Origin of the sequence: Kordiimonas sp., from assembly GCF_048264555.1 — a bacterium.
Lineage (GTDB): Bacteria > Pseudomonadota > Alphaproteobacteria > Sphingomonadales > Kordiimonadaceae > Kordiimonas.
In genome coordinates, this window is record NZ_JBLXCX010000007.1 from 78401 (window position 1) to 97035 (window position 18635).

Here is an 18635-nt window from a genome sequence, read left to right on the forward strand (position 1 = left end):
TTATGACGCGCATACTCAAAGTTGAGACAACGCCAATTCAAGGACAAAAGCCAGGTACGTCAGGGCTGAGGAAAAAGGTGAAAACCTTCAAAGAGCCGCACTATCTGGAAAATTTCGTGCAAAGCATCTTCAACGCGGTTGGCGGAATGGAAGGTGCAACACTCATTCTTGGTGGTGACGGCAGATATTATAACCGGGAGGCCATCCAGATTATTCTCCGCATGGCGGCCGCGAATGGCGTGGACCGGGTGGTTGTCGGCCAAGGGGGGCTGTTGTCTACCCCTGCTGCCTCCTGCCTTATTCGCAAACGCAAAGCCAAAGGCGGCATTATCCTGTCCGCCAGCCATAACCCCGGCGGACCGGAGGAAGACTTTGGCATCAAGTACAATAGCGACAATGGCGGGCCTGCGCCTGAGACAATCACCAACGCTATTTATGCTGAAAGCCAAAATATTCGTGAATATCGCGTCACCGATACGGCGGACATAGAGCTTTCAGAAATCGCAGAATTTACAATCGGTGCCATGACGGTTGAGATCGTTGATCCGGTCAAAGACTACCGCAAACTGATGAAGACACTGTTCAGCTTCAAGAAGATCAAAAAGCTCTTCAAGAACGGCTTCCGGCTGCGTTTTGATGCCATGCACGCCATCACTGGCCCTTATGCGCAGGATATCCTGGAACGCAAACTTGGGGCGCCAAAAGGCACGGTGATTAACGCTACACCGCTTGAAGATTTTGGCGACCATCACCCAGACCCAAACCCTGTACACGCCCGCGACCTGTTTGATGTCATGTTCGGCCCAGACGCACCCGACATGGGCGCAGCATCTGATGGAGACGGCGACAGAAACATCATCTTGGGGCGCGGCATTTATGTAGCACCGAGCGATAGCCTCGCTGTTCTGGCGGCAAATGCTCATCTAGCGCCAGGATATGAAAACGGCCTCGCAGGCGTTGCCCGGTCCATGCCTACAAGCTGTGCCGTCGACCGGGTGGCTGCGGAAGTGGGTATGCCATGCTTTGAAACGCCAACTGGGTGGAAGTTCTTCGGCAACCTATTGGACGCTGGCAAAACAACCCTCTGCGGTGAAGAAAGTGCGGGCACCGGCTCAGACCATGTGCGGGAGAAAGACGGCCTTTGGGCTGTACTTCTGTGGCTAAACATTTTGGCCGAGCGGCAAGAAAGCATACGGGAGATCATGAAAGCCCACTGGCGTACCTATGGGCGCAACTTTTATTCCCGGCACGACTATGAAGCCGTGGATAGCACTGCAGCAGGGAACCTGATGGCCACGCTTGAAGCCAAGCTTTCCAGCCTGCCGGGGCAGTGCTTCGAAGGTGAAACCATCAAGTCCGCTGACAATTTTGCCTACAACGACCCAATTGATGGCTCATCAAGCACCGCCCAGGGCATTCGTATCTTGTTTGAGAGTGATGCCCGTGTGGTGTTCAGGCTGTCCGGCACAGGCACCGAGGGCGCGACGCTTAGGGTCTATCTCGAACGCTATGTCTCTGACCCCGAGGAGTTTGACACTGAGACCCAGGTTGCGCTTGAACGCATTATCACTGCCGCAGACCAGATCGCAGGCATTCGCAGCCATACCGGGCGTTCGGAACCAGATGTGATTTCATGAAGGCTCAGCCTTTCACTTTAGGTTTTGACAGGCTACTGTCAGCCTACTGACGTTTTTTGTCAGCAGGCTTGGGTATAGTGGCACCATGAGACGCGCAGACCGCCTTTTCCAGATTGTCAGTTTCCTGCAGGGACGGCGCATTGCCATTACCGCGCAGGACATCGCTGACGAGTTTGATATCAGTGTCCGTACCGTGTACCGGGACATTCAGGACCTTATCACCACCGGCGTACCCATTTCAGGGGAAGCTGGAGTAGGCTATATCCTCGACAAAAGCTACTATCTGCCACCCATGAGCTTTGATGTGAACGAGCTTGAAACCCTGATGCTTGGCGCAGCGATGGTTTCAAGCTGGACGGATGAGAAAATGGCGGCTTCGGCTAAAAGCCTGATCCTCAAAATCAAAAACGTGCTCACAGACCACGACAGGGAAACATTCTCCGGTATCGCGCTTTTTGCACCGCCGTCCCGGGCGAAACTGCCATGGAATATTGACTTCTCATACCTGAGGCAAGCGGTACGCCACAAAGAGGTGCTGGACCTGAGTTACGCGGACGAGGAAGGTGTCGCCACACGGCGTCGGGTGCGGCCCCTATCGCTTGTGTTTATCGGCCCCATCTGGATGATGCTGGCTTGGTGTGAACTGAGGAAAGACTTCCGTCATTTCCGGCTGGACCGCATGCTAAACGCAAGCTCAACCGGTGAAATTTTCACAGATACCGCCGAGACAAGCCTCAAGACCTACCTCGCGCGTCTTAATTATAGAGATGGCCTGAAAGATTAGGCCTCGCCATATTCTGCTGCGACAAACCGCTCAAGACTATCAAGACAACCGCTCCAGCCCTGATCATGGCTCGCCCGCACCTCATCAGATGGAAAGCGGGTTTGGGTCAGTATCATTTCTGTCCGGTTTGGTGAAAGCTCCCGAAAATCAAGCTGCACCAGGCTATGTTCGATGATATGTGAGCTCCAGGTGAAGGTAATGCGGTTATAACGGTTGATCTCCTTATATTCGCCGCTCATGGTGTACTCACCGGTTTTGAGGTGCATGGTCAAATTATAGCTGCCACCCACCGTAAAACTGTTCCGAACCGTACTGTTCTTCACGGGCGTCTGGCTTGCAAAAAACCAGCGCGCCATAACGGACGGCTTCGCCCATGCATCAAATAACTGGCGCTTGCTGCACGGCATTACGCGTTTGATCACGAGCGGTTCCATCTCACTCTCCCCCTGCTTCTTTTATATAAGCCTCAAGCTCATCCAGCCGCCCTGCCCAGAACTTGGCGTGGAGCGCAATATAACTGGCAACCGCACGCCAGGCATCAAAGTTCATATGGCAGTAAACCTCGCGGCCCTGACGTGACTTCAGCACCAGACCTGCCGCCTCGAGAACAGCGACATTTTTGGATGCCGCGCTCATGCGCCAACCGCCAAGGTTTGCGAGGTCGCCGATTGAACGAGGACCGGCAGCAAGCTCGGCAAGCATCGCCCTCCGCCGTTGATCAGCGAGTGCCATAAACACTGCATCCAGATGATCTTCATTTTCCATATATGGAAAATATAACAAGATTTATCTATCATCAATTCAATTAAATCAATATATTTCAATATATTATAATTTTTATATATTTTCGCAAATATGGTTTTATACCCATCCTGGGCCTCTAGAATTGGCAGCAGATAGCCAGCTAGAGGAGACATAACATGGCGAATATCTGTTTAACTTTCGGAACCAAAGCATCGCACGACAAACTTATCGATGCTCTAACCACAGTGAAAGGCCTTGCGGCATGGTGGACGGAAGGCACGAGCGGTGAGGCGGTAAAAGGCGGTGAAGTTGCCTTCCGCTTTGGCGACAACGGCGGCTTTGACATGCGAGTAGACGAGTGTGACGAAAATGGGGTGCTGTGGGAAGTTGTCGGTGGTCCTGATGAGTGGGTTGGCACTCAAATTGAATTTAAAATCATTCAGGAAGATGAGCACAACCAAGTGATGTTCCGCCACATCGGCTGGGCCGATGAAGGACCGTTTTTCCATCACTGTTCAATGAAGTGGGCCACGTTCATGCTCAGCCTGAAGGACTATGTGGAGATGGGCAGCGGTCGCCCCTTCCCCAACGATCTCAAAATTGAAGCCACAGGCATGTAACCGAGCCGACTGCAGCGAGAACAAAAAAAGCCCGGCATACCAGCCGGGCTTTTCATTAGAATGGTTATTCGCGTCAGGAGGTGATCGTCTCACTCACCTGCCAAGTTTGGCCACCATACATCAGCTTCTTGAGTGTGGTGTTGCCTTTCACGGCCTGCATCTGCCCGATCACTGCGTCGGTATAACTATGGTCTGCCTGACGAGCATAAAGCACACCCATCGCCATCGGCTCATTCGGGTTGCCACCAAGCTCACCAAGCATACGAGCAAGCTGCAGATTGGTTTCATCATGGGTCAGAATATCATCTTCCGTGATGCCGTTTTCACCAACCACAACAACTTCCAAAGCAAATACCTGCGGGTTGAAGCGGATACCCTTGTTACCCTCTGCACCAAAAAGCATCTTCTGGCCATGTTCAAGCAGCAGCTGCTTATCAGCCGCAACGCTCTTTTCGGTAATCCCCTGCCAGGCGGAATCGTTGTAGACGATACAGTTCTGCAGAATCTCAACAAAGGACGCACCTTTGAACGCATGCGCGCGTTTGAACACGCCCGGCATATGTTTCTGCGCCGTGTCCACTGTACGCGCCACAAAGTGGGCACCGGAGCCGAGTGCGAAGCTGATCGGGTTCAGCGCCGGGTCAACAGAGCCCTGCGGTGTGGAAGGTGAACGGGTACCCAAATCTGATGTTGGGGAATACTGCCCTTTGGTAAGGCCGTAAATCTTGTTGTTGAACAACAGGATATTCAGGTCCACATCCCGCCGGAGCGCGTGCATAAGGTGGTTACCACCAATCGAGAGGCCGTCACCGTCCCCTGTCACCACCCATACATCAAGCTCAGGGTTCGCGAGCTTCAGTCCGGTGGCCACCGCAGGCGCGCGCCCGTGGATAGTGTGGAAGCCATATGTATCCATGTAATAGGGGAAGCGGCTTGAGCAGCCGATACCCGACACAAACACTGTGTTTTCGCGAGTGACGCCCATTTCAGGCAGCGTGCGCTGCATGCACTTGAGGATAGCATAGTCACCGCAACCCGGGCACCAGCGTACCTCCTGATCACTCGTGAAATCTTTAATCGTCAGATCTTTTTTGGGGGCGCTCAATTCATTCATGGCACCTACTCCCTAATTGCTGGCTTCAGCGCGGATCGCATCCAGGATTTCCTGGATTTTGAACGGCTGGCCTGAGACTTTATTCAGCGGCTTGGCATCAATCAGGAACTTGTCCCGAAGCACGGTTTTAAGCTGCCCTGTGTTCATCTCCGGCACGATGATTTTATCAAATCCAGCCAGAAGGTCACCCAAATTAGCGGGGAACGGATGAAGGTAGCGGATATGAATATGCGAAACCTTCAGGCCATCGGCACGCGCGGCCTTAACGGCTTCCGAAATCGGGCCATAGGTTGAGCCCCACCCGACAACGGCAAGCGTGCCCTTTTCTTCGCCCTGGTCCACGTCCTGCGCCGGGATATCGTGGGCGATGCCATTAATTTTGGCCGCACGCGTATCCGTCATTTTCTGGTGGTTCTCAGGGTCATAGGAAATATGACCGGTGTTATAGCTCTTCTCGATACCGCCAATACGGTGTTCGGTTCCGCTAACACCTGGCTTCGGCCAATGACGTGCCAGCGTTTTTTCGTCCCGCTTGAACGGGTTGAACTCAAGCCCTTCTTCCGGAGCTTCCGCAAACTTCACGGTGAACGGCTCGATAGCGTCCAGATCAGGCAGCTTCCAAGGCTCTGCTGCGTTCGCGATAAAACCGTCAGTCAGCAGCATCACCGGCGTCATATATTTAACCGCAAGACGACAAGCCTCTATCGCAGCTTCAAAACAGTCGCCCGGACTACGGGTCGAGATAACCGGCAGCGGCGCATCACCATTGCGGCCATAGATCGCCTGGTAAAGGTCGGACTGTTCAGTTTTTGTCGGCAAGCCAGTGGACGGACCACCGCGCTGGCTATTGATAACAAGCACCGGCAGCTCGGTTGAGATCGCAAGCCCAAGCGCCTCACCCTTTAGGGCAATACCGGGGCCTGATGAGCTGGTCACACCAAGCGCCCCACCGTATGCCGCACCAATGGCCGCACAGATTGCCGCGATCTCGTCTTCCGCCTGAAAGGTCACCACACCCAGTTCTTTCATGTTTGAAAGCGTGTGCAGGATGGGAGACGCTGGCGTGATCGGGTAGGAACCAAGCACGATAGGAAGGCCCGCAAGCTCACCGCCTGCAGCCACACCCCATGACAGCGCCTGGCTCCCGGTCACTGTTTTATAGGTCCCGGGTTCAGAATGCGTTGCACCGATCTGGTAGCGCTTGAAGGTGGCAGAAAGCTCAGCCGTCTCACCAAAAGCGTGCCCAGCATTAAGCGCCGCAACGTTGGAGGCTGCTATATCAGGTTTCTTGGCAAATTTTTTCTCAAGCCAGTCAATAACGGGCTCACGCTTGCGGCTGAACATCCAGAGCATCATGCCGAGCGTCCACATATTCTTACAGCGCAGGGCCTCTTTATTACCAAGGCCGAACTCTTTCACCGCCTCCAGCGTCAGCTTGGAGATATCAAGCTCGATCACCTGATAGGCATCCAGCTCATGCGTGCCAACGGGGTCAACGTCATACCCGGCTTTTTGCAGGTTCCGCTTGGTGAACGACCCAGTATCAACAACGAGCAACCCACCCGGGCGAAGCGTGTCCAGATTCACCTTAAGTGCCGCAGGGTTCATGGCCACCAGCACGTCGGGCCTGTCGCCCACGGTCTTGATCGACTTGGCACCAAAGTTGATCTGGAAAGCGGAAACACCAAAAGTGGTACCCGCAGGCGCCCTGATCTCAGCCGGGAAATCCGGGAAGGTGGCAAGGTCGCTGCCAGACAATGCGGTCGAGGTCGTGAACTGGCTGCCGGTCAACTGCATGCCGTCGCCGCTATCGCCCGCAAAACGGACAACCGCCGATTCCAAAACCTGTACGTCAGAAGCCATGGATTACTTTTCCTTCAAGTCCGCAGGCAACTCCTAGTCACGCCCGCTGTCAATGCTCTTTGTCACATGTGCGATACAAATAACGATCTTCAAGCCAAAACACGAAGAACTTTTTCTATCATACGCATGAAACGCATCTATTTTGAGAATATAATTCTAATCATATTCTCAAAACCTATTTCTAGCTCGCGCGCGGCGTCCGCATCAGCACAAATTCCTCTGCGCTTGAAGGATGCACTGCAACGGTAGTATCGAACTGTGCCTTGGTCAGGCCCGCCTTAACGGCAATACCAATGCCCTGAATGATCTCTGCCGCGTCTGCGCCAATCATGTGCGCACCAATCACTTTGTCGGTTGTTTTGTCAACGATCAATTTGGTAAATGCGCGCTCGTCTGAGCCACCGAGCGTATGCTTCATCGGACGGAAGTCGGATGTATATACCTCGACAGCATCATATTTTGCTTTTGCCTCGGCCTCGCTCAACCCCACTGTACCAATTGGCGGCTGCGAAAACACAGCGCTCGGCACCGCATCATGCTCCGGCGATGTTGGTGCATTGCCAAACACCGTAAGCGCAAAGGCGTGCCCTTCCTTGATCGCGACTGGGGTCAGTTGCACCCGGTCTGTCACGTCACCAACAGCATAAATGCTGTCCACGTTCGTTTTGCCGTAAGCATCTACCTTAACAGCCCCACCCCGTCCGAGCTCCACACCCGCTGCATCAAGGCCAAGCCCATCGGTTTTGGGTACGCGGCCTGTGGCATACATCACAGCATCCGCTTCAAGCGTTGTGCCGTCGGTCAACGTAAGCGTCACACCCGTGGAAGATTTTTCTATTTTTGTGACGTTTGTGTTGGTGCGCAGGTCAATGCCCTTGGCGCGCATCTCAGTTGCTAATCTATCCCGCAGGTCATCATCAAAGCCTCGCAAAATCTGCTCACTGCGATAAAGCTGGATCACTTCCGAGCCCATACCATGGAAAATGCCGGCAAACTCAACAGCAATATACCCGCCACCCACAATCACGATGCGCTTTGGCTGTTCTTCCAGGTGCAGTGCTTCATTCGATGAAATAGCGTGCTCAATCCCGGGCACATCTGGCATCTGCGGCCAACCGCCAACCGCCACCAGAATAGTCTTGGCGGTAATCTCTTTACCACCAATCTCGACACTATTGGGGCCTGTTACGGTTGCTCGGCCATTGAGGATCTCTACACCCGCACCTTCAAGGGTTTTGATATAAAGGCCGTTCAACCGGTCAATCTCTGCGTCCTTCCGCGCAATCAGTGTTTTCCAGTCGAAGCTGGTCTCCCCAACGCGCCAGCCAAACCCCTTAGCCATTTCAAAGTCTTCAGAAAAATGAGAGGCATAAACGAGAAGTTTCTTCGGCACACAGCCCCTGATCACACAGGTACCGCCGACACGAAATTCTTCTGCCACAGCGACCCGCGCCCCAAAGCCTGCAGCAATTCGGCTCGCCCGCACACCGCCGGACCCTGCGCCGATAACAAAAAGGTCGTAATCAAACTCCATGGAGCACTTTCCCTTGATAGATATAATGTTGCATTTGCAATATTATTAGTTCTGGTTCAACCGTTTTCTGGCTTCTGAATATGGTGCCGAGCCTTCATAAACCAATATGGCGCATCTTCTGAGCGCATCACAATAATATGATGGCGCGCCAATCCCTACCCCAGAAATGCCTATTTCCGAGCAGTTGCCTCGAGCCACTCCGTAAAAGCAATTGTATGGTTTTTGTTATGTCGATCGCTGCGATAGTGCACATAATATTGCCCCCAGGGCAGCGAATAGCTGAACTGCTTCAAGGGGATCAGGTCACCAACTTTCACCAACCTGTCGGCGACAAGATCATTACTGAGCGCAATGCCAAAACCATCCACAGCGGCACGCGCTGAAATAAGAGCAAGATTATAGTGCCTGATATCAAGCGTCGTAGGGGGACGAAGGCCCAGGTGCTGCATCCACAGAGTCCAGTCTGCGCCCTCCTCAGTGCTGTAGAGTGGCCACTGCAGGATTGAGGCGGCATCTTTGGGGTCGATCTGCTTATGTACCGACGGTGCGCACACGGGATACCACCGTCCATCATTCAACTTCCGCGTCACAAACCCCTCAGGCGCGGGCCACGCACCGATCAACACGTCATAATCGTCCGCGTCAAAGCTATGTGCCATTACATAGGTGTCGAGCCGTGTCACAACTTCTGGGTAGGCCGAGTTAAAGTCGTGCATCCGCGCGACCAACCATTCTGATGCAACAGAGGTTTGCGCCATGATCCTGAGACTGACCTTCTGCTTGCCGGTTAGGTGATCCGTGACAGAGGCCATTCGGCTAAAACAGTCTCCCACCACCGACTGGAATGTATCGCCTTCCAGCGTTAACGAGACCTGCTTACCGTTCCGCACCAGTAGCTTTTTACCAAGGAAGTCCTCAAGCGCACGCACCTGATGGCTGACAGCACTTTGGGTTACACAGAGTTCATCCGCAGCGCGGCTAAAACTCAGGTGCCTCGCAGTTGCTTCAAAAGCCCTGACTGCCTTGAGAGGTGGTATTCTATCCATAACCTTATCCATGAATCTTATTCATTCATCTGTGAGATACTATCATTTCACATCATGATAAAGCCTTCATACTGTCAGGGCGACAACAGTGCCCACTTCACCGCGACAGCGAGGATATGTAATGGCGGATAAAAAACTTGAAACACTAGAGACGGAACGCCTCCGTCTGAGGGAAGCAACGCTGGACGACGCGACTTTTGCACTTTCTATTTATAACGACCCTGCATTTCTTGAATTTATCGGGGACAAAAAGCTACGCACCCTGGACGACGCCCGCAGCTACATCGCAGAAAATTTCATCGGTAGTTACCGCGTATACGGCATCGGCATGCTGATCGTGGAACTGAAAGACGGCGGCGAGCCCATTGGTGTCTGCGGCCTGGTAAAACGCCCCTACTTTGAAGAACCGGACATCGGCTTCGCGTTTCTGTCAGACTATACCTCAAAGGGCTACGGCTATGAAGCCGCGCTCACGAGCCTTGAGCACGCCACCACTGTACAAGGGCACAAATGCGTTCAAGCACTCGTGTCTCCCCACAATGTGCGCTCCATTGGGCTTATAGAAAAACTGGGGTTCCGTTTCGATCGGGATGAAATTTTGCCCGGCAACGAAAATCCAACCAAGATCTTCACTATCACTACCTGACAAAGCCGGATATCCATCCCGTGCAATGGCTTGCAGTCGGCATAGCGGCTGCAAGCTTGATTTCGCATATCCCCACCTATATGCTGCGCCGCAACATAAATATTTGGAGCTTCCCCGATGGATATTTCCGGCAAAACCGCGCTCGTAACCGGCGGCGCATCCGGCCTTGGTCGCGCAACCGTTGAGCATTTTGTAAAAAACGGTGCCAACGCTGTTATTCTTGACCTCAATGACAAGCTGGGCGCAGAGCTTGAAGCTAGCCTCGGCAGCGCTGTTACCTACGTGAACACAGACGTAACAGACGAAGCCGCTGTCGCAAATGCCATCAATATCGCCAAAGAGAAATACGGCAGCGTTGATATCGCCGTGAACTGTGCAGGCATCGGCAACCCACAAAAAATTATCGACCGGGATGGCAACCGTTTCCCGATGGACCATTTCCGCAAGGTGATCGGCATCAATCTGATCGGCAGCTACAATGTGTTGGCGCAGGCCGCTGAAGCCATGCAGGCCAACACGGCAAATGCGGATGGTGAGCGCGGTGTGATTATCAACACTGCATCAGTTGCTGCATTCGAGGGACAGATCGGCCAAGCCGCATATTCCGCATCCAAAGGTGGCATCGTGGGGCTTACCCTGCCTGCAGCGCGTGAATTTTCCCGTCAAGGCATTCGGGTAATGACCATTGCGCCGGGCTTCATCCACACCCCTCTTTTTGATGGCCTGCCGGAAGCTGCTGTGGAAAGCCTGACCAATCAGGTGGTATTCCCGAAACGCCTTGGCATGCCGCAAGAATACGCCAAGCTTGCCGGCCATATCGTTGAAAACGCCTACCTGAACGGTGAAACAATCCGCATGGATGCCGCCGCCCGCATGGCCCCTAAATAAGAGCACACTGGAATGGCGTGGCCCAGCCGCGCCATATCCCCTAGACAACATCCCCACCCGCTCTAGATGACGAAATGCACGAGCTATAGGGAGATGAGAACCGTGGGACCACTCAAAGGCATACGCATTCTGGAGCTTGTTGGCATTGGACCCGGCCCATTCGCGGGCATGATGCTGGCTGACATGGGCGCGGAGGTGATTGCCGTTGACCGGCCCGGCCCACCTTCGCCCATGGAAATGAAGGTTGATATCAACCGCCGCGGCAAACGCTCCATCGCCCTTGATCTTAAGTCCGAAGAAGGACGCACTGCTTTCCTCAAACTATGTGAAAGTGCCGATGCGCTCTTTGAAGGCTTCCGCCCTGGTGTCATGGAAAAGCTGGGCCTCGGGCCGGATGATGTCCTGGAGGTCAATCCTAAAATTGTCTATGGCCGCATGACAGGCTGGGGGCAAACTGGCCCGCTTGCCAAAACCGCAGGCCACGATATCAACTATATAGCCCTTTCCGGCGCCCTGCATGCCATGGGGCCTGCGAGCGGCCCGCCAACCGCACCACTCAATCTGGTTGGCGACTATGGCGGTGGCGGCATGATGCTCGCTTTCGGGCTGGTCTGCGGCATTCTGGAGGCTCAAACGTCAGGGAAAGGGCAGGCCATTGATGTCAGTATGGTCGAAGGCTCTTCTGTCCTGATGTCCATCTTCCACTCTATGCTTGCCAACCACCGCTGGGCGCCCATGCGCGGTGCAAACCTGCTGGACGGTGGCGCACATTTCTATGGCACGTTTGAGACCAGCGACGGCAAGTATGTAAGCCTCGGCGCCTTCGAGCCGCATTTCATGCAAGTGTTCGTAGACAAAACCGGGCTTGATAGCAGCTGGATGCAGAACCACCTGAACCCCGGCGAATGGCCCGCTCTCAAGACTGAGCTGGCGGAAATTTTTAAAGGCAAAACACTGGAGGAATGGCAGCAACTGCTGGACGGCACAGACGCTTGTTTTGCGCCCATACTACCGTTCTGGGAGGCGCATAAACACCCGCATAATCAGGCTCGGGAAAGCTTTATTGAGGTTGACGGCCTTCGCCAGCCTGCTCCCACACCGCGCTTCTCCCGCACGGAGCCTGAAGTGGCTCACGGCCCCGCAGTTAAGGGGGCGGATACGGACGAGCTTCTGTTGCAAGCCGGATACAGCGCAGCGGCTATCCAGACCCTGAAGCAAGCTGGCAAGATCGGTTAGTCTTTCGTCCGTGCGAGGGCTGCAAGTGCCCGTTCTCGAGAGGCTTTTCTGTCGATGACGGGGACAGGATAGTCTTTGCCAAGGGTAATCCCCGCCGCTTCCAATACCTCACGGGGAGCTTCAAACGGCTTATGGATATAGGCATCCGGCAACGCGGCCAGCTCCGGCACAAATTCACGAATATACGCCCCGCGTTTGTCGAATTTTTCGCCCTGCAGCACGGGGTTGAAAATACGAAAATATGGCGCCGCATCCGCGCCACACCCTGCAACCCATTGCCAGCTCGCGGAATTGTTCGCGAGATCTGCGTCCACGAGCGTATCCCAAAACCAGTTGGCTCCGTCCCGCCAGTGCCACAGAAGGTCTTTTACCAGAAAAGACGCCACAATCATGCGTACCCGGTTATGCATCCAGCCTGTTTGCCTAAGCTGCCGCATGCCAGCGTCTATAATCGGAAAGCCGGTTTTACCTTTTTGCCACGAGGTAACCACACCCCCCTCACCGTGCTGCCAAGGGAAACGGTTGAAGTTGGCCTTGAGCGGACGCTCAGGCATCTCAGGGAAATGGAACAGCAGGTGCGTGCTGAAATCACGCCACCCAAGTTCGCGCAAGAAGGCATGGATACCATTGCTGGCTAAGGGATTCGCGTCTGCAGCGGCGAGACTTTGCGCCCAAATGCGCCTGACACTGATTTCCCCGTCCACCAGATAAGGCGACAGACGGGATGTTCCATCAACCCCAGGCACATCTCTCGCACGGGCATAACCGGAGGCAATCTCATCCAGAAAATAGTCGAGCCTCTCAAGTGCGGTCGTTTCGCCCGGCTGCCATGCCTCAACGATAGGTTTTGCCCAGTAAGCGGGTTTTGGCTCAAGCCCCAGAGTGTCAATGTCATTGCTTTCCGGCCAAACTGGCGGTGAGGGTATATCGCTCGGTGCATCATAGGCGTAGAGCGTCCCGATCAACTCTTTTGCCTGCCGCCAGAAAGGAGAAAACACTTCATAGGGTTTGCCGGTTTTTGTGACGATATGCTCAGGCTCAAGCAACAGGTTCCCGCTAAACCGCCTGCATTCCACACCGGCAGCTGTGCAGGTTTCATGGAGCGTTTCCTGCAGTTTCCGGCCCGAGGGGCTATAGAGTCGGTTCATATACACCGCATCCGCCGCGCTCTCCCGCAACAGTGCACCAACAATATCGCATGTATTGCCGGACCTGATGACAAGCATGCTGCCCATGGCTTTCAGGCGTTCGTCAAGCTCAATCAATGACTGCAAGAGCCACCAACGGCGCGCGCCGCCCGCCGCCCATGTGCCCGCGTTTTCGTTATCAAGAATAAAGACAGGTAGCACCGGCCGGCCCGATTTGCACGCAGCCAATAACGCCGGGTTGTCATCAAGCCGAAGCGAACCGGCCATCAACACTAAAATCGAACTCACACAAGACCCCTCATGGTTTCACCATGAGGGTTTTACGTCAGAGATCCATGATCCGATCAATATCTTTTGGAAGTGGCTTCGGTTTCTCCATCAAAGACACCCCGATAAAGAGGATCAGTGAGGTGAGCATGGCAAGGAAACCGGGCGATATCGCATAAGGTATTGAAACCCCAAACAACTGGATACTCAGGTTGATAGCAAGGCTTGAGGTGATGGCGATAACGGCCGCCCGCGCGCTGGCTTGTTTCCAGTTAAGACCTATGAGCACAACTGGCACCAGTGCCGCCGCAAACGTACCCCAGCCAAACGCCCCAAGGATTGCTACAAGCGCGTTGCTGCCATAGTAGCTATAGAGCGCGAAGCCCGCGGATAGAACCGAAAGCCCGATGGTGGCAACGCGCGCCCAGAACAGTTCATTGTCAAGCGAGCGCCCCCTGATCGCCTTTGGGATATCGTGAATGATAGCCGCAGCGCCAATGTTCAAAAAACCGTCTGCTGTCGACATGATCGCCGCAAAAAGCCCCGCGAACACAATGCCCGCCAGAAGCGGGTGCGCATATGTGGAAAGAAATGCAGGTGCAGCCTCATCCGGCGCGCCAAGCGGCATCGCCACATCACCAAGCACAAGCGCGCGCATCACCACGCCCACAGATATCCAGAGCATCGCCGCAATGGCGTAGCCGAATATGGTCATGGGCAGGATGATGCGGTTGTCGCTCAAATTACGGTTCATCATCATCTTGGTTGCCACGTGAGGCTGGCCTGCGAGCCCAAGACCAAAGAGGAAAAACCAACTGAGCGATGCCATGGTGCCAAGCGTGCCAAAGGGCATGATGCTCTCACCGTCTTTTTCAAGGAGGATCTGGCTCACTTCCGCGAGTCCGCCATCAAACACACTCGCGGCTGTCATCACCACCAGCGCACCCGAGACAATCATGACGATGCCTTGCACGAGGTCTGTATAGACAGACGCGATAATACCACCTGTCACGCAGTAGAAGATCAGCACCGCACTTGAGATCACTACACAAGCGATCAGGCTGATATCAGCAAGTGTCTCGGTGGCTGATAAAATGGACTGCAACACCAGCGCCATCGCCAGGATCTGGGTTGCGAGATACCCGAGAACCCCGAGAAGGATGGTGCCCGCGGTTAACAGGCGGGCCGTTTCGCTGCTGTAACGAGCGAACACAACGTCCGGGAGCGACATGGTATCCCGCACCTCGGCCACCATGCGGATACGTTTGGAAATCAGGTAAAAGCCGGTTGCGTATCCAAGGGCGGAACAAACCGCCATCCAGATAGAACTGAGCCCGGTGGCATACACGAGGCCCGGCCCGCCCACAAACCCAAAGCCGGACAATGTGGAGGAGAAAACAGCGAGGCTGACAACAACGGGGCCAAGGCCGCGTCCGGCCACAAAAAAGTCACCCGCAGACTTGGTCCGGCGCATCGCCCATAGGCCCACCCAGATACACATCACCATATAAAGCGCAACACAGCCAAGAATGATCGCCTGACGAAACTCTTCCATCACTCAGCCCCCTCTTCCGCCTTCAACTCTTCCACAAGGGCGTGGAAAGCAGCTTCATCTTCAGCGGGTAGGAAATACCGACGAAAGGCAAACACATAAAACAGATCAAAGACCACAAAGCTCCCCCAAATGCCCCAGAACATCCAGTTCGCAGGTACCGGAAAACCAAACACAACATCTGTCTGGCCGGTTTCAAGATACGCCTCGTAGCCGCTATAGAGCATGTACCAGACAAACATGGCGATACCTGTGAATGCCGCCAGCGTAAGCCGGAGCGTGGTGTCTCGCCTGCCTTCAGCCACGCCCATATAGAGAAGCGTGCCAGCAAAGGCGATCACAGCGATCTGGAAGTAGAAGGGAGCCAGCCCGATCGTCGCGAGCCTTGCGGCACCATCACCACCAAGTTTCATGCCCGGGATAGTTTCATGGGCAACACCAACAGCCCCTGATGGTGGGTCACTCATCAATATAAAAATCGTGATACCGGCAATCGCCAGCAGAAACGCAAACGCAAGATGTATGGCTTTCACGATGGCCTCCCCTCCACCTGTTCGGAAGCGAGCCTAGTGGTCTTTGGATGCTTCGGTCAATAGGCCAGATGTTGATTTTTCAACGATCGTTCAATTTTATCTTAGTATATACGGCTTGATGAGCAGCAAACTCATGGTTAGGAGGATCAGCCAGGTCCCGAGCGCGGATACAAACCGCCCCATGCGCCGCCACGGTGTTGGTGGGCTCTCCACTTTCAGACAGACCGCGTGAATGATACGCACCAGCAAAAGCCCCGTACCAAGCCCGTGAAGCAAAAGCGGGCGTGTGTGTGCAAGCTCAAGCACCAGAAACATTCCAAGCATGATGGGCACATGCTCCGTAAAGTTTCCAAACACACGGATTCGGGTGGTGAGGTCAGGCTTGCCACCATCACCAAACTCGATATCCGCCCGAGCGCGTGCAAAGGATACCCTGATTGACAGGATCGCCATCAACAGCCCAAAAAGGCCAGTGTATAGAATAGTGAGTGGTATATTGCCCATGCGCCCTGCTCCCCTCCAGATCACAAAGCTATCAAACAAGGCGCAGGGCAAAAAAACAACGAAAAATGTAGCCTTAAAGCGCTGATTCCACTGCTGTGCGGGCAAGTTCGCGCACGAGGCCAAGATCAATATCACCGCCCTTGCTGCGCGGGGTGATCCACGAGCCGCCTACTGTCGCAACATTGGGCAGCGCACGGTAATCAGGGGCTGTATCAACCGAGATACCGCCCGTCGGGCAAAAGGTGAGGTCGGGCAGCACACTGCCAACCGCCTTGAGGAAGCCCGTGCCGCCTGAAATATTGGCCGGGAAAAATTTCAGCGCCTCAAAGCCCCATTCCCGCGCCTGCATGGCTTCCGAGAGCGTGGCAATACCCGGCAAGAACGGCCAGTTCAGCCGTTTTACAGCCGCCGCCAGTTCCGGCGTCAGCCCAGGGCTCACACCAAATTCCGCCCCCGCTTCAATTGATGCTTCAGCAAGGTCAGGGGTGATCACAGTACCCGCGCCAACACAGGCATCATCAGGCAGGTCCTGCTTTACGGTATTGATGGCGGCAAGCGCGGTCGGATGACGGAGAGTGATCTCGAGCACACTCAGACCCTCATCAAAAAGCACACGGCAGACATTCACCGCCTCTTCTTCGTTCACGAACGCCAGAACCGGGATAACCGGCGATTTTTTGAGTACCGCAACAACGTCAGACATAATTATTCCCATCCCGCAAAAACAGAGGCCCCACCGCTTGCTAAGCCGACAAGGCTACGCATTCCAGAGAAAAGATTGCGCCCAAATGTTTCAGGCGTTTGAAGGCCGCTTGATGGCGTGCGTTTTTCAAACTCATCCTTATCAACCAATAGCTCCAGCGTACCGTTCTCCGCATCAAGGCGGATCATATCACCGTGCTGCACACGGGCGATCGGGCCACCATTTGCTGCTTCCGGCGTTACATGGATCGCCGCAGGCACCTTGCCTGATGCGCCCGACATACGGCCATCAGTCACAAGCGCGACCTTGAAACCCTTGTCCTGCAGCACACCAAGGCTTGGTGTAAGTTTATGAAGCTCAGGCATGCCGTTCGCTTTTGGCCCTTGGAAGCGGATAACCGCAATAAAATCGCGCTCCAATTCCCCGGCCTTATAGGCTTTCAGAAGATCATCCTGATCTTCAAACACAATCGCTGGTGCTTCAATAAACCTGTGCTCCGGCTTCACGGCGGAGACCTTCATGACCGCTTCTCCAAGCGCGCCATTGAACACCGCCAAACCACCAGTGGGCTGGAAGGGGTTATGAACCTTGCGCAGGATCATCTCGTCGCCCGGCTGGTCAGGTGAGAGACGCCAGGTGAGCTTGCCCCCAACAAGGGCAGGCATTTCACCGAATGGCCGCAGGCCGCGACCAAGGATGGTTTCCACATCCTCATGCAACAACCCGGCGGAAAGCAGCTCCTTGATCACAAAGGGCGTGCCGCCTGCTTCGTGGAAGGCATTCACATCTGCGGTGCCGTTTGGATACACCCGCGCAAGCAGCGGTATAATCTCAGACAAGTCAGCAAAATCCTGCCAGGTGAGTTGGATACCTGCTGCCGCCGCAATGGCCACAATATGCAGCGTATGATTTGTGGACCCACCGGTCGCGAGCAGGCCGATAGCGCCGTTGATCACCGATTCAACCGTAACCATTTCGGCAAGGCCAATACCGTTCTTCGCCTCAGCCAACGCCACAATACGCTCAGATGCCGCCACATCCAGCGCCTCACGTACACCGTTACCCGGCGCGAAGAAACTACTGCCCGGCAGTTGCAAGCCCATCATTTCCAGCATCATCTGGTTAGAGTTTGCCGTGCCATAAAAAGTACAAGTGCCGGGGCTGTGGTATGCGCGGCTTTCACTTTGCAGCAGCTCGTCACGCCCCACTTCGCCCTTGGCAAACTGTTGCCGCACCTTGGCCTTCTCGCCATTCGAGATACCTGTGGGCATTGGGCCCGCTGGCACAAACACAAAGGGCAGATGGCCAAACGCTATGGAACCAATAAGAAGGCCCGGCACGATCTTGTCGCAAATACCAAAGAGAAGCCCGCCGTCAAATACATTGTGGCTCATGGCAATCCCGGTCGCCATGGCAATCACTTCTCGGCTGAAGAGCGACATCTCCATACCCGGCTGGCCCTGGGTCACACCGTCACACATGGCAGGAACACCGCCCGCCATCTGCGCAACACCACCGGCGGCTATTACAGCGCTTTTCACCTCATCCAGCTTCTGATGATAGGGCTGGTGCGCGGACAGCATGTCGTTGTAGGCGCTGACAATGCCGATATTGACCATGCCTTCCTGCATCAGCTTTTCTTTTTCAGCTTCCGAGCAGGCAGCGATGGCGTGGGCCAGGTTGCCACAAGAAAGATGCGGGCGCGCAGGCCCGGCGTCCCGCATGGCCTGAATGTTCGCGAGATAAGCGGCGCGGCTTTTCTCGGACCGCTTGTGCACACGCGCGGTAATTTCAGCTAGTCTTGGATGGGTCATGT

Annotated in this window: 18 protein-coding genes; 6 read left to right on the forward strand and 12 right to left on the reverse strand. The window is 54.6% G+C overall.

From position 1 onward, the window contains the following. Positions 1-2: 2 nt before the first annotated feature. Positions 3-1637 carry an alpha-D-glucose phosphate-specific phosphoglucomutase gene (locus ACN0XZ_RS16290; protein ID WP_417458859.1) on the forward strand — a complete coding sequence of 545 codons (1635 nt, stop codon included), beginning with the start codon at positions 3-5 and terminating at the stop codon, positions 1635-1637. Between the two features lie 85 nt (positions 1638-1722). Further along, a complete protein-coding gene (locus ACN0XZ_RS16295; protein ID WP_417458860.1) occupies positions 1723-2421 on the forward strand; it encodes a helix-turn-helix transcriptional regulator in 699 nt (232 codons plus the stop codon). Here ACN0XZ_RS16295 and ACN0XZ_RS16300 read toward each other — a convergent pair. Together ACN0XZ_RS16300 and ACN0XZ_RS16305 are read right to left on the reverse strand one after the other, a co-directional pair. Beyond that, on the reverse strand, positions 2418-2855 hold the full coding sequence (locus tag ACN0XZ_RS16300) for an SRPBCC family protein (protein ID WP_417458861.1): 438 nt from the start codon (positions 2853-2855) through the stop codon (positions 2418-2420). The genes ACN0XZ_RS16295 and ACN0XZ_RS16300 overlap by 4 nt on opposite strands. Before the next feature lies 1 nt (position 2856). Beyond that, a complete protein-coding gene (locus tag ACN0XZ_RS16305; protein ID WP_417458862.1) occupies positions 2857-3204 on the reverse strand; it encodes an ArsR/SmtB family transcription factor in 348 nt (115 codons plus the stop codon). A 137-nt stretch (positions 3205-3341) separates the two neighbouring features. Between ACN0XZ_RS16305 and ACN0XZ_RS16310 the strand changes: the two genes are divergently transcribed. Next, positions 3342-3785 carry an SRPBCC family protein gene (locus tag ACN0XZ_RS16310; protein ID WP_417458863.1) on the forward strand — a complete coding sequence of 148 codons (444 nt, stop codon included), beginning with the start codon at positions 3342-3344 and terminating at the stop codon, positions 3783-3785. A gap of 73 nt (positions 3786-3858) precedes the next feature. On the opposite strand, the gene ACN0XZ_RS16315 is transcribed toward ACN0XZ_RS16310, so the two are convergent. The 4 genes from ACN0XZ_RS16315 to ACN0XZ_RS16330 form a co-directional block, all read right to left on the reverse strand. Further along, positions 3859-4899 carry a 2-oxoacid:ferredoxin oxidoreductase subunit beta gene (locus ACN0XZ_RS16315; RefSeq protein ID WP_417458864.1) on the reverse strand — a complete coding sequence of 347 codons (1041 nt, stop codon included), beginning with the start codon at positions 4897-4899 and terminating at the stop codon, positions 3859-3861. A gap of 12 nt (positions 4900-4911) precedes the next feature. Continuing rightward, the gene (locus tag ACN0XZ_RS16320) at positions 4912-6762 is read right to left on the reverse strand and encodes a 2-oxoacid:acceptor oxidoreductase subunit alpha (protein ID WP_417458865.1); all 1851 of its coding nucleotides are present in this window, start codon (positions 6760-6762) and stop codon (positions 4912-4914) included. Positions 6763-6943: 181 nt separating this feature from the next. Then, positions 6944-8296, reverse strand: coding sequence for a glutathione-disulfide reductase (gene gor / locus ACN0XZ_RS16325; RefSeq protein WP_417458866.1), 1353 nt, complete (start codon positions 8294-8296; stop codon positions 6944-6946). 170 nt (positions 8297-8466) lie between these two features. Then, positions 8467-9342, reverse strand: a complete 876-nt coding sequence (locus ACN0XZ_RS16330) for a LysR family transcriptional regulator (RefSeq protein WP_417458867.1) — start codon at positions 9340-9342, stop codon at positions 8467-8469. A 121-nt stretch (positions 9343-9463) separates the two neighbouring features. Here ACN0XZ_RS16330 and ACN0XZ_RS16335 point away from each other — a divergent pair, with 121 nt between their 5' ends. The 3 genes from ACN0XZ_RS16335 (at position 9464) to ACN0XZ_RS16345 (ending at position 12112) form a co-directional block, all read left to right on the forward strand. Then, positions 9464-9988 carry a GNAT family N-acetyltransferase gene (locus tag ACN0XZ_RS16335; RefSeq protein ID WP_417458868.1) on the forward strand — a complete coding sequence of 175 codons (525 nt, stop codon included), beginning with the start codon at positions 9464-9466 and terminating at the stop codon, positions 9986-9988. 117 nt (positions 9989-10105) lie between these two features. Continuing rightward, positions 10106-10876 (forward strand): SDR family NAD(P)-dependent oxidoreductase, encoded by a 771-nt coding sequence (locus ACN0XZ_RS16340; RefSeq protein ID WP_417458869.1) that lies wholly within the window; start codon positions 10106-10108, stop codon positions 10874-10876. 102 nt (positions 10877-10978) lie between these two features. Continuing rightward, on the forward strand, positions 10979-12112 hold the full coding sequence (locus tag ACN0XZ_RS16345; protein WP_417458870.1) for a CaiB/BaiF CoA transferase family protein: 1134 nt from the start codon (positions 10979-10981) through the stop codon (positions 12110-12112). Here ACN0XZ_RS16345 and ACN0XZ_RS16350 read toward each other — a convergent pair. The 6 genes from ACN0XZ_RS16350 to edd form a co-directional block, all read right to left on the reverse strand. After that, complete coding sequence (locus ACN0XZ_RS16350) at positions 12109-13548, reverse strand: cryptochrome/photolyase family protein (protein ID WP_417458871.1); 1440 nt, start codon at positions 13546-13548, stop codon at positions 12109-12111. The genes ACN0XZ_RS16345 and ACN0XZ_RS16350 overlap by 4 nt on opposite strands. A 37-nt stretch (positions 13549-13585) precedes the next feature. Continuing rightward, complete coding sequence (locus ACN0XZ_RS16355; protein WP_417458872.1) at positions 13586-15082, reverse strand: sodium:solute symporter family transporter; 1497 nt, start codon at positions 15080-15082, stop codon at positions 13586-13588. Next, positions 15082-15612, reverse strand: coding sequence for a hypothetical protein (locus ACN0XZ_RS16360; protein ID WP_417458873.1), 531 nt, complete (start codon positions 15610-15612; stop codon positions 15082-15084). The genes ACN0XZ_RS16355 and ACN0XZ_RS16360 overlap by 1 nt, the downstream gene beginning before the upstream one ends. Before the next feature lie 96 nt (positions 15613-15708). Continuing rightward, on the reverse strand, positions 15709-16116 hold the full coding sequence (locus tag ACN0XZ_RS16365) for an MAPEG family protein (RefSeq protein WP_417458874.1): 408 nt from the start codon (positions 16114-16116) through the stop codon (positions 15709-15711). 73 nt (positions 16117-16189) lie between these two features. Next, positions 16190-16819, reverse strand: coding sequence for a bifunctional 4-hydroxy-2-oxoglutarate aldolase/2-dehydro-3-deoxy-phosphogluconate aldolase (locus tag ACN0XZ_RS16370; RefSeq protein WP_417458875.1), 630 nt, complete (start codon positions 16817-16819; stop codon positions 16190-16192). Positions 16820-16821: 2 nt separating this feature from the next. Then, complete coding sequence (gene edd, locus ACN0XZ_RS16375; protein ID WP_417458876.1) at positions 16822-18633, reverse strand: phosphogluconate dehydratase; 1812 nt, start codon at positions 18631-18633, stop codon at positions 16822-16824. Positions 18634-18635 lie beyond the last annotated feature (2 nt).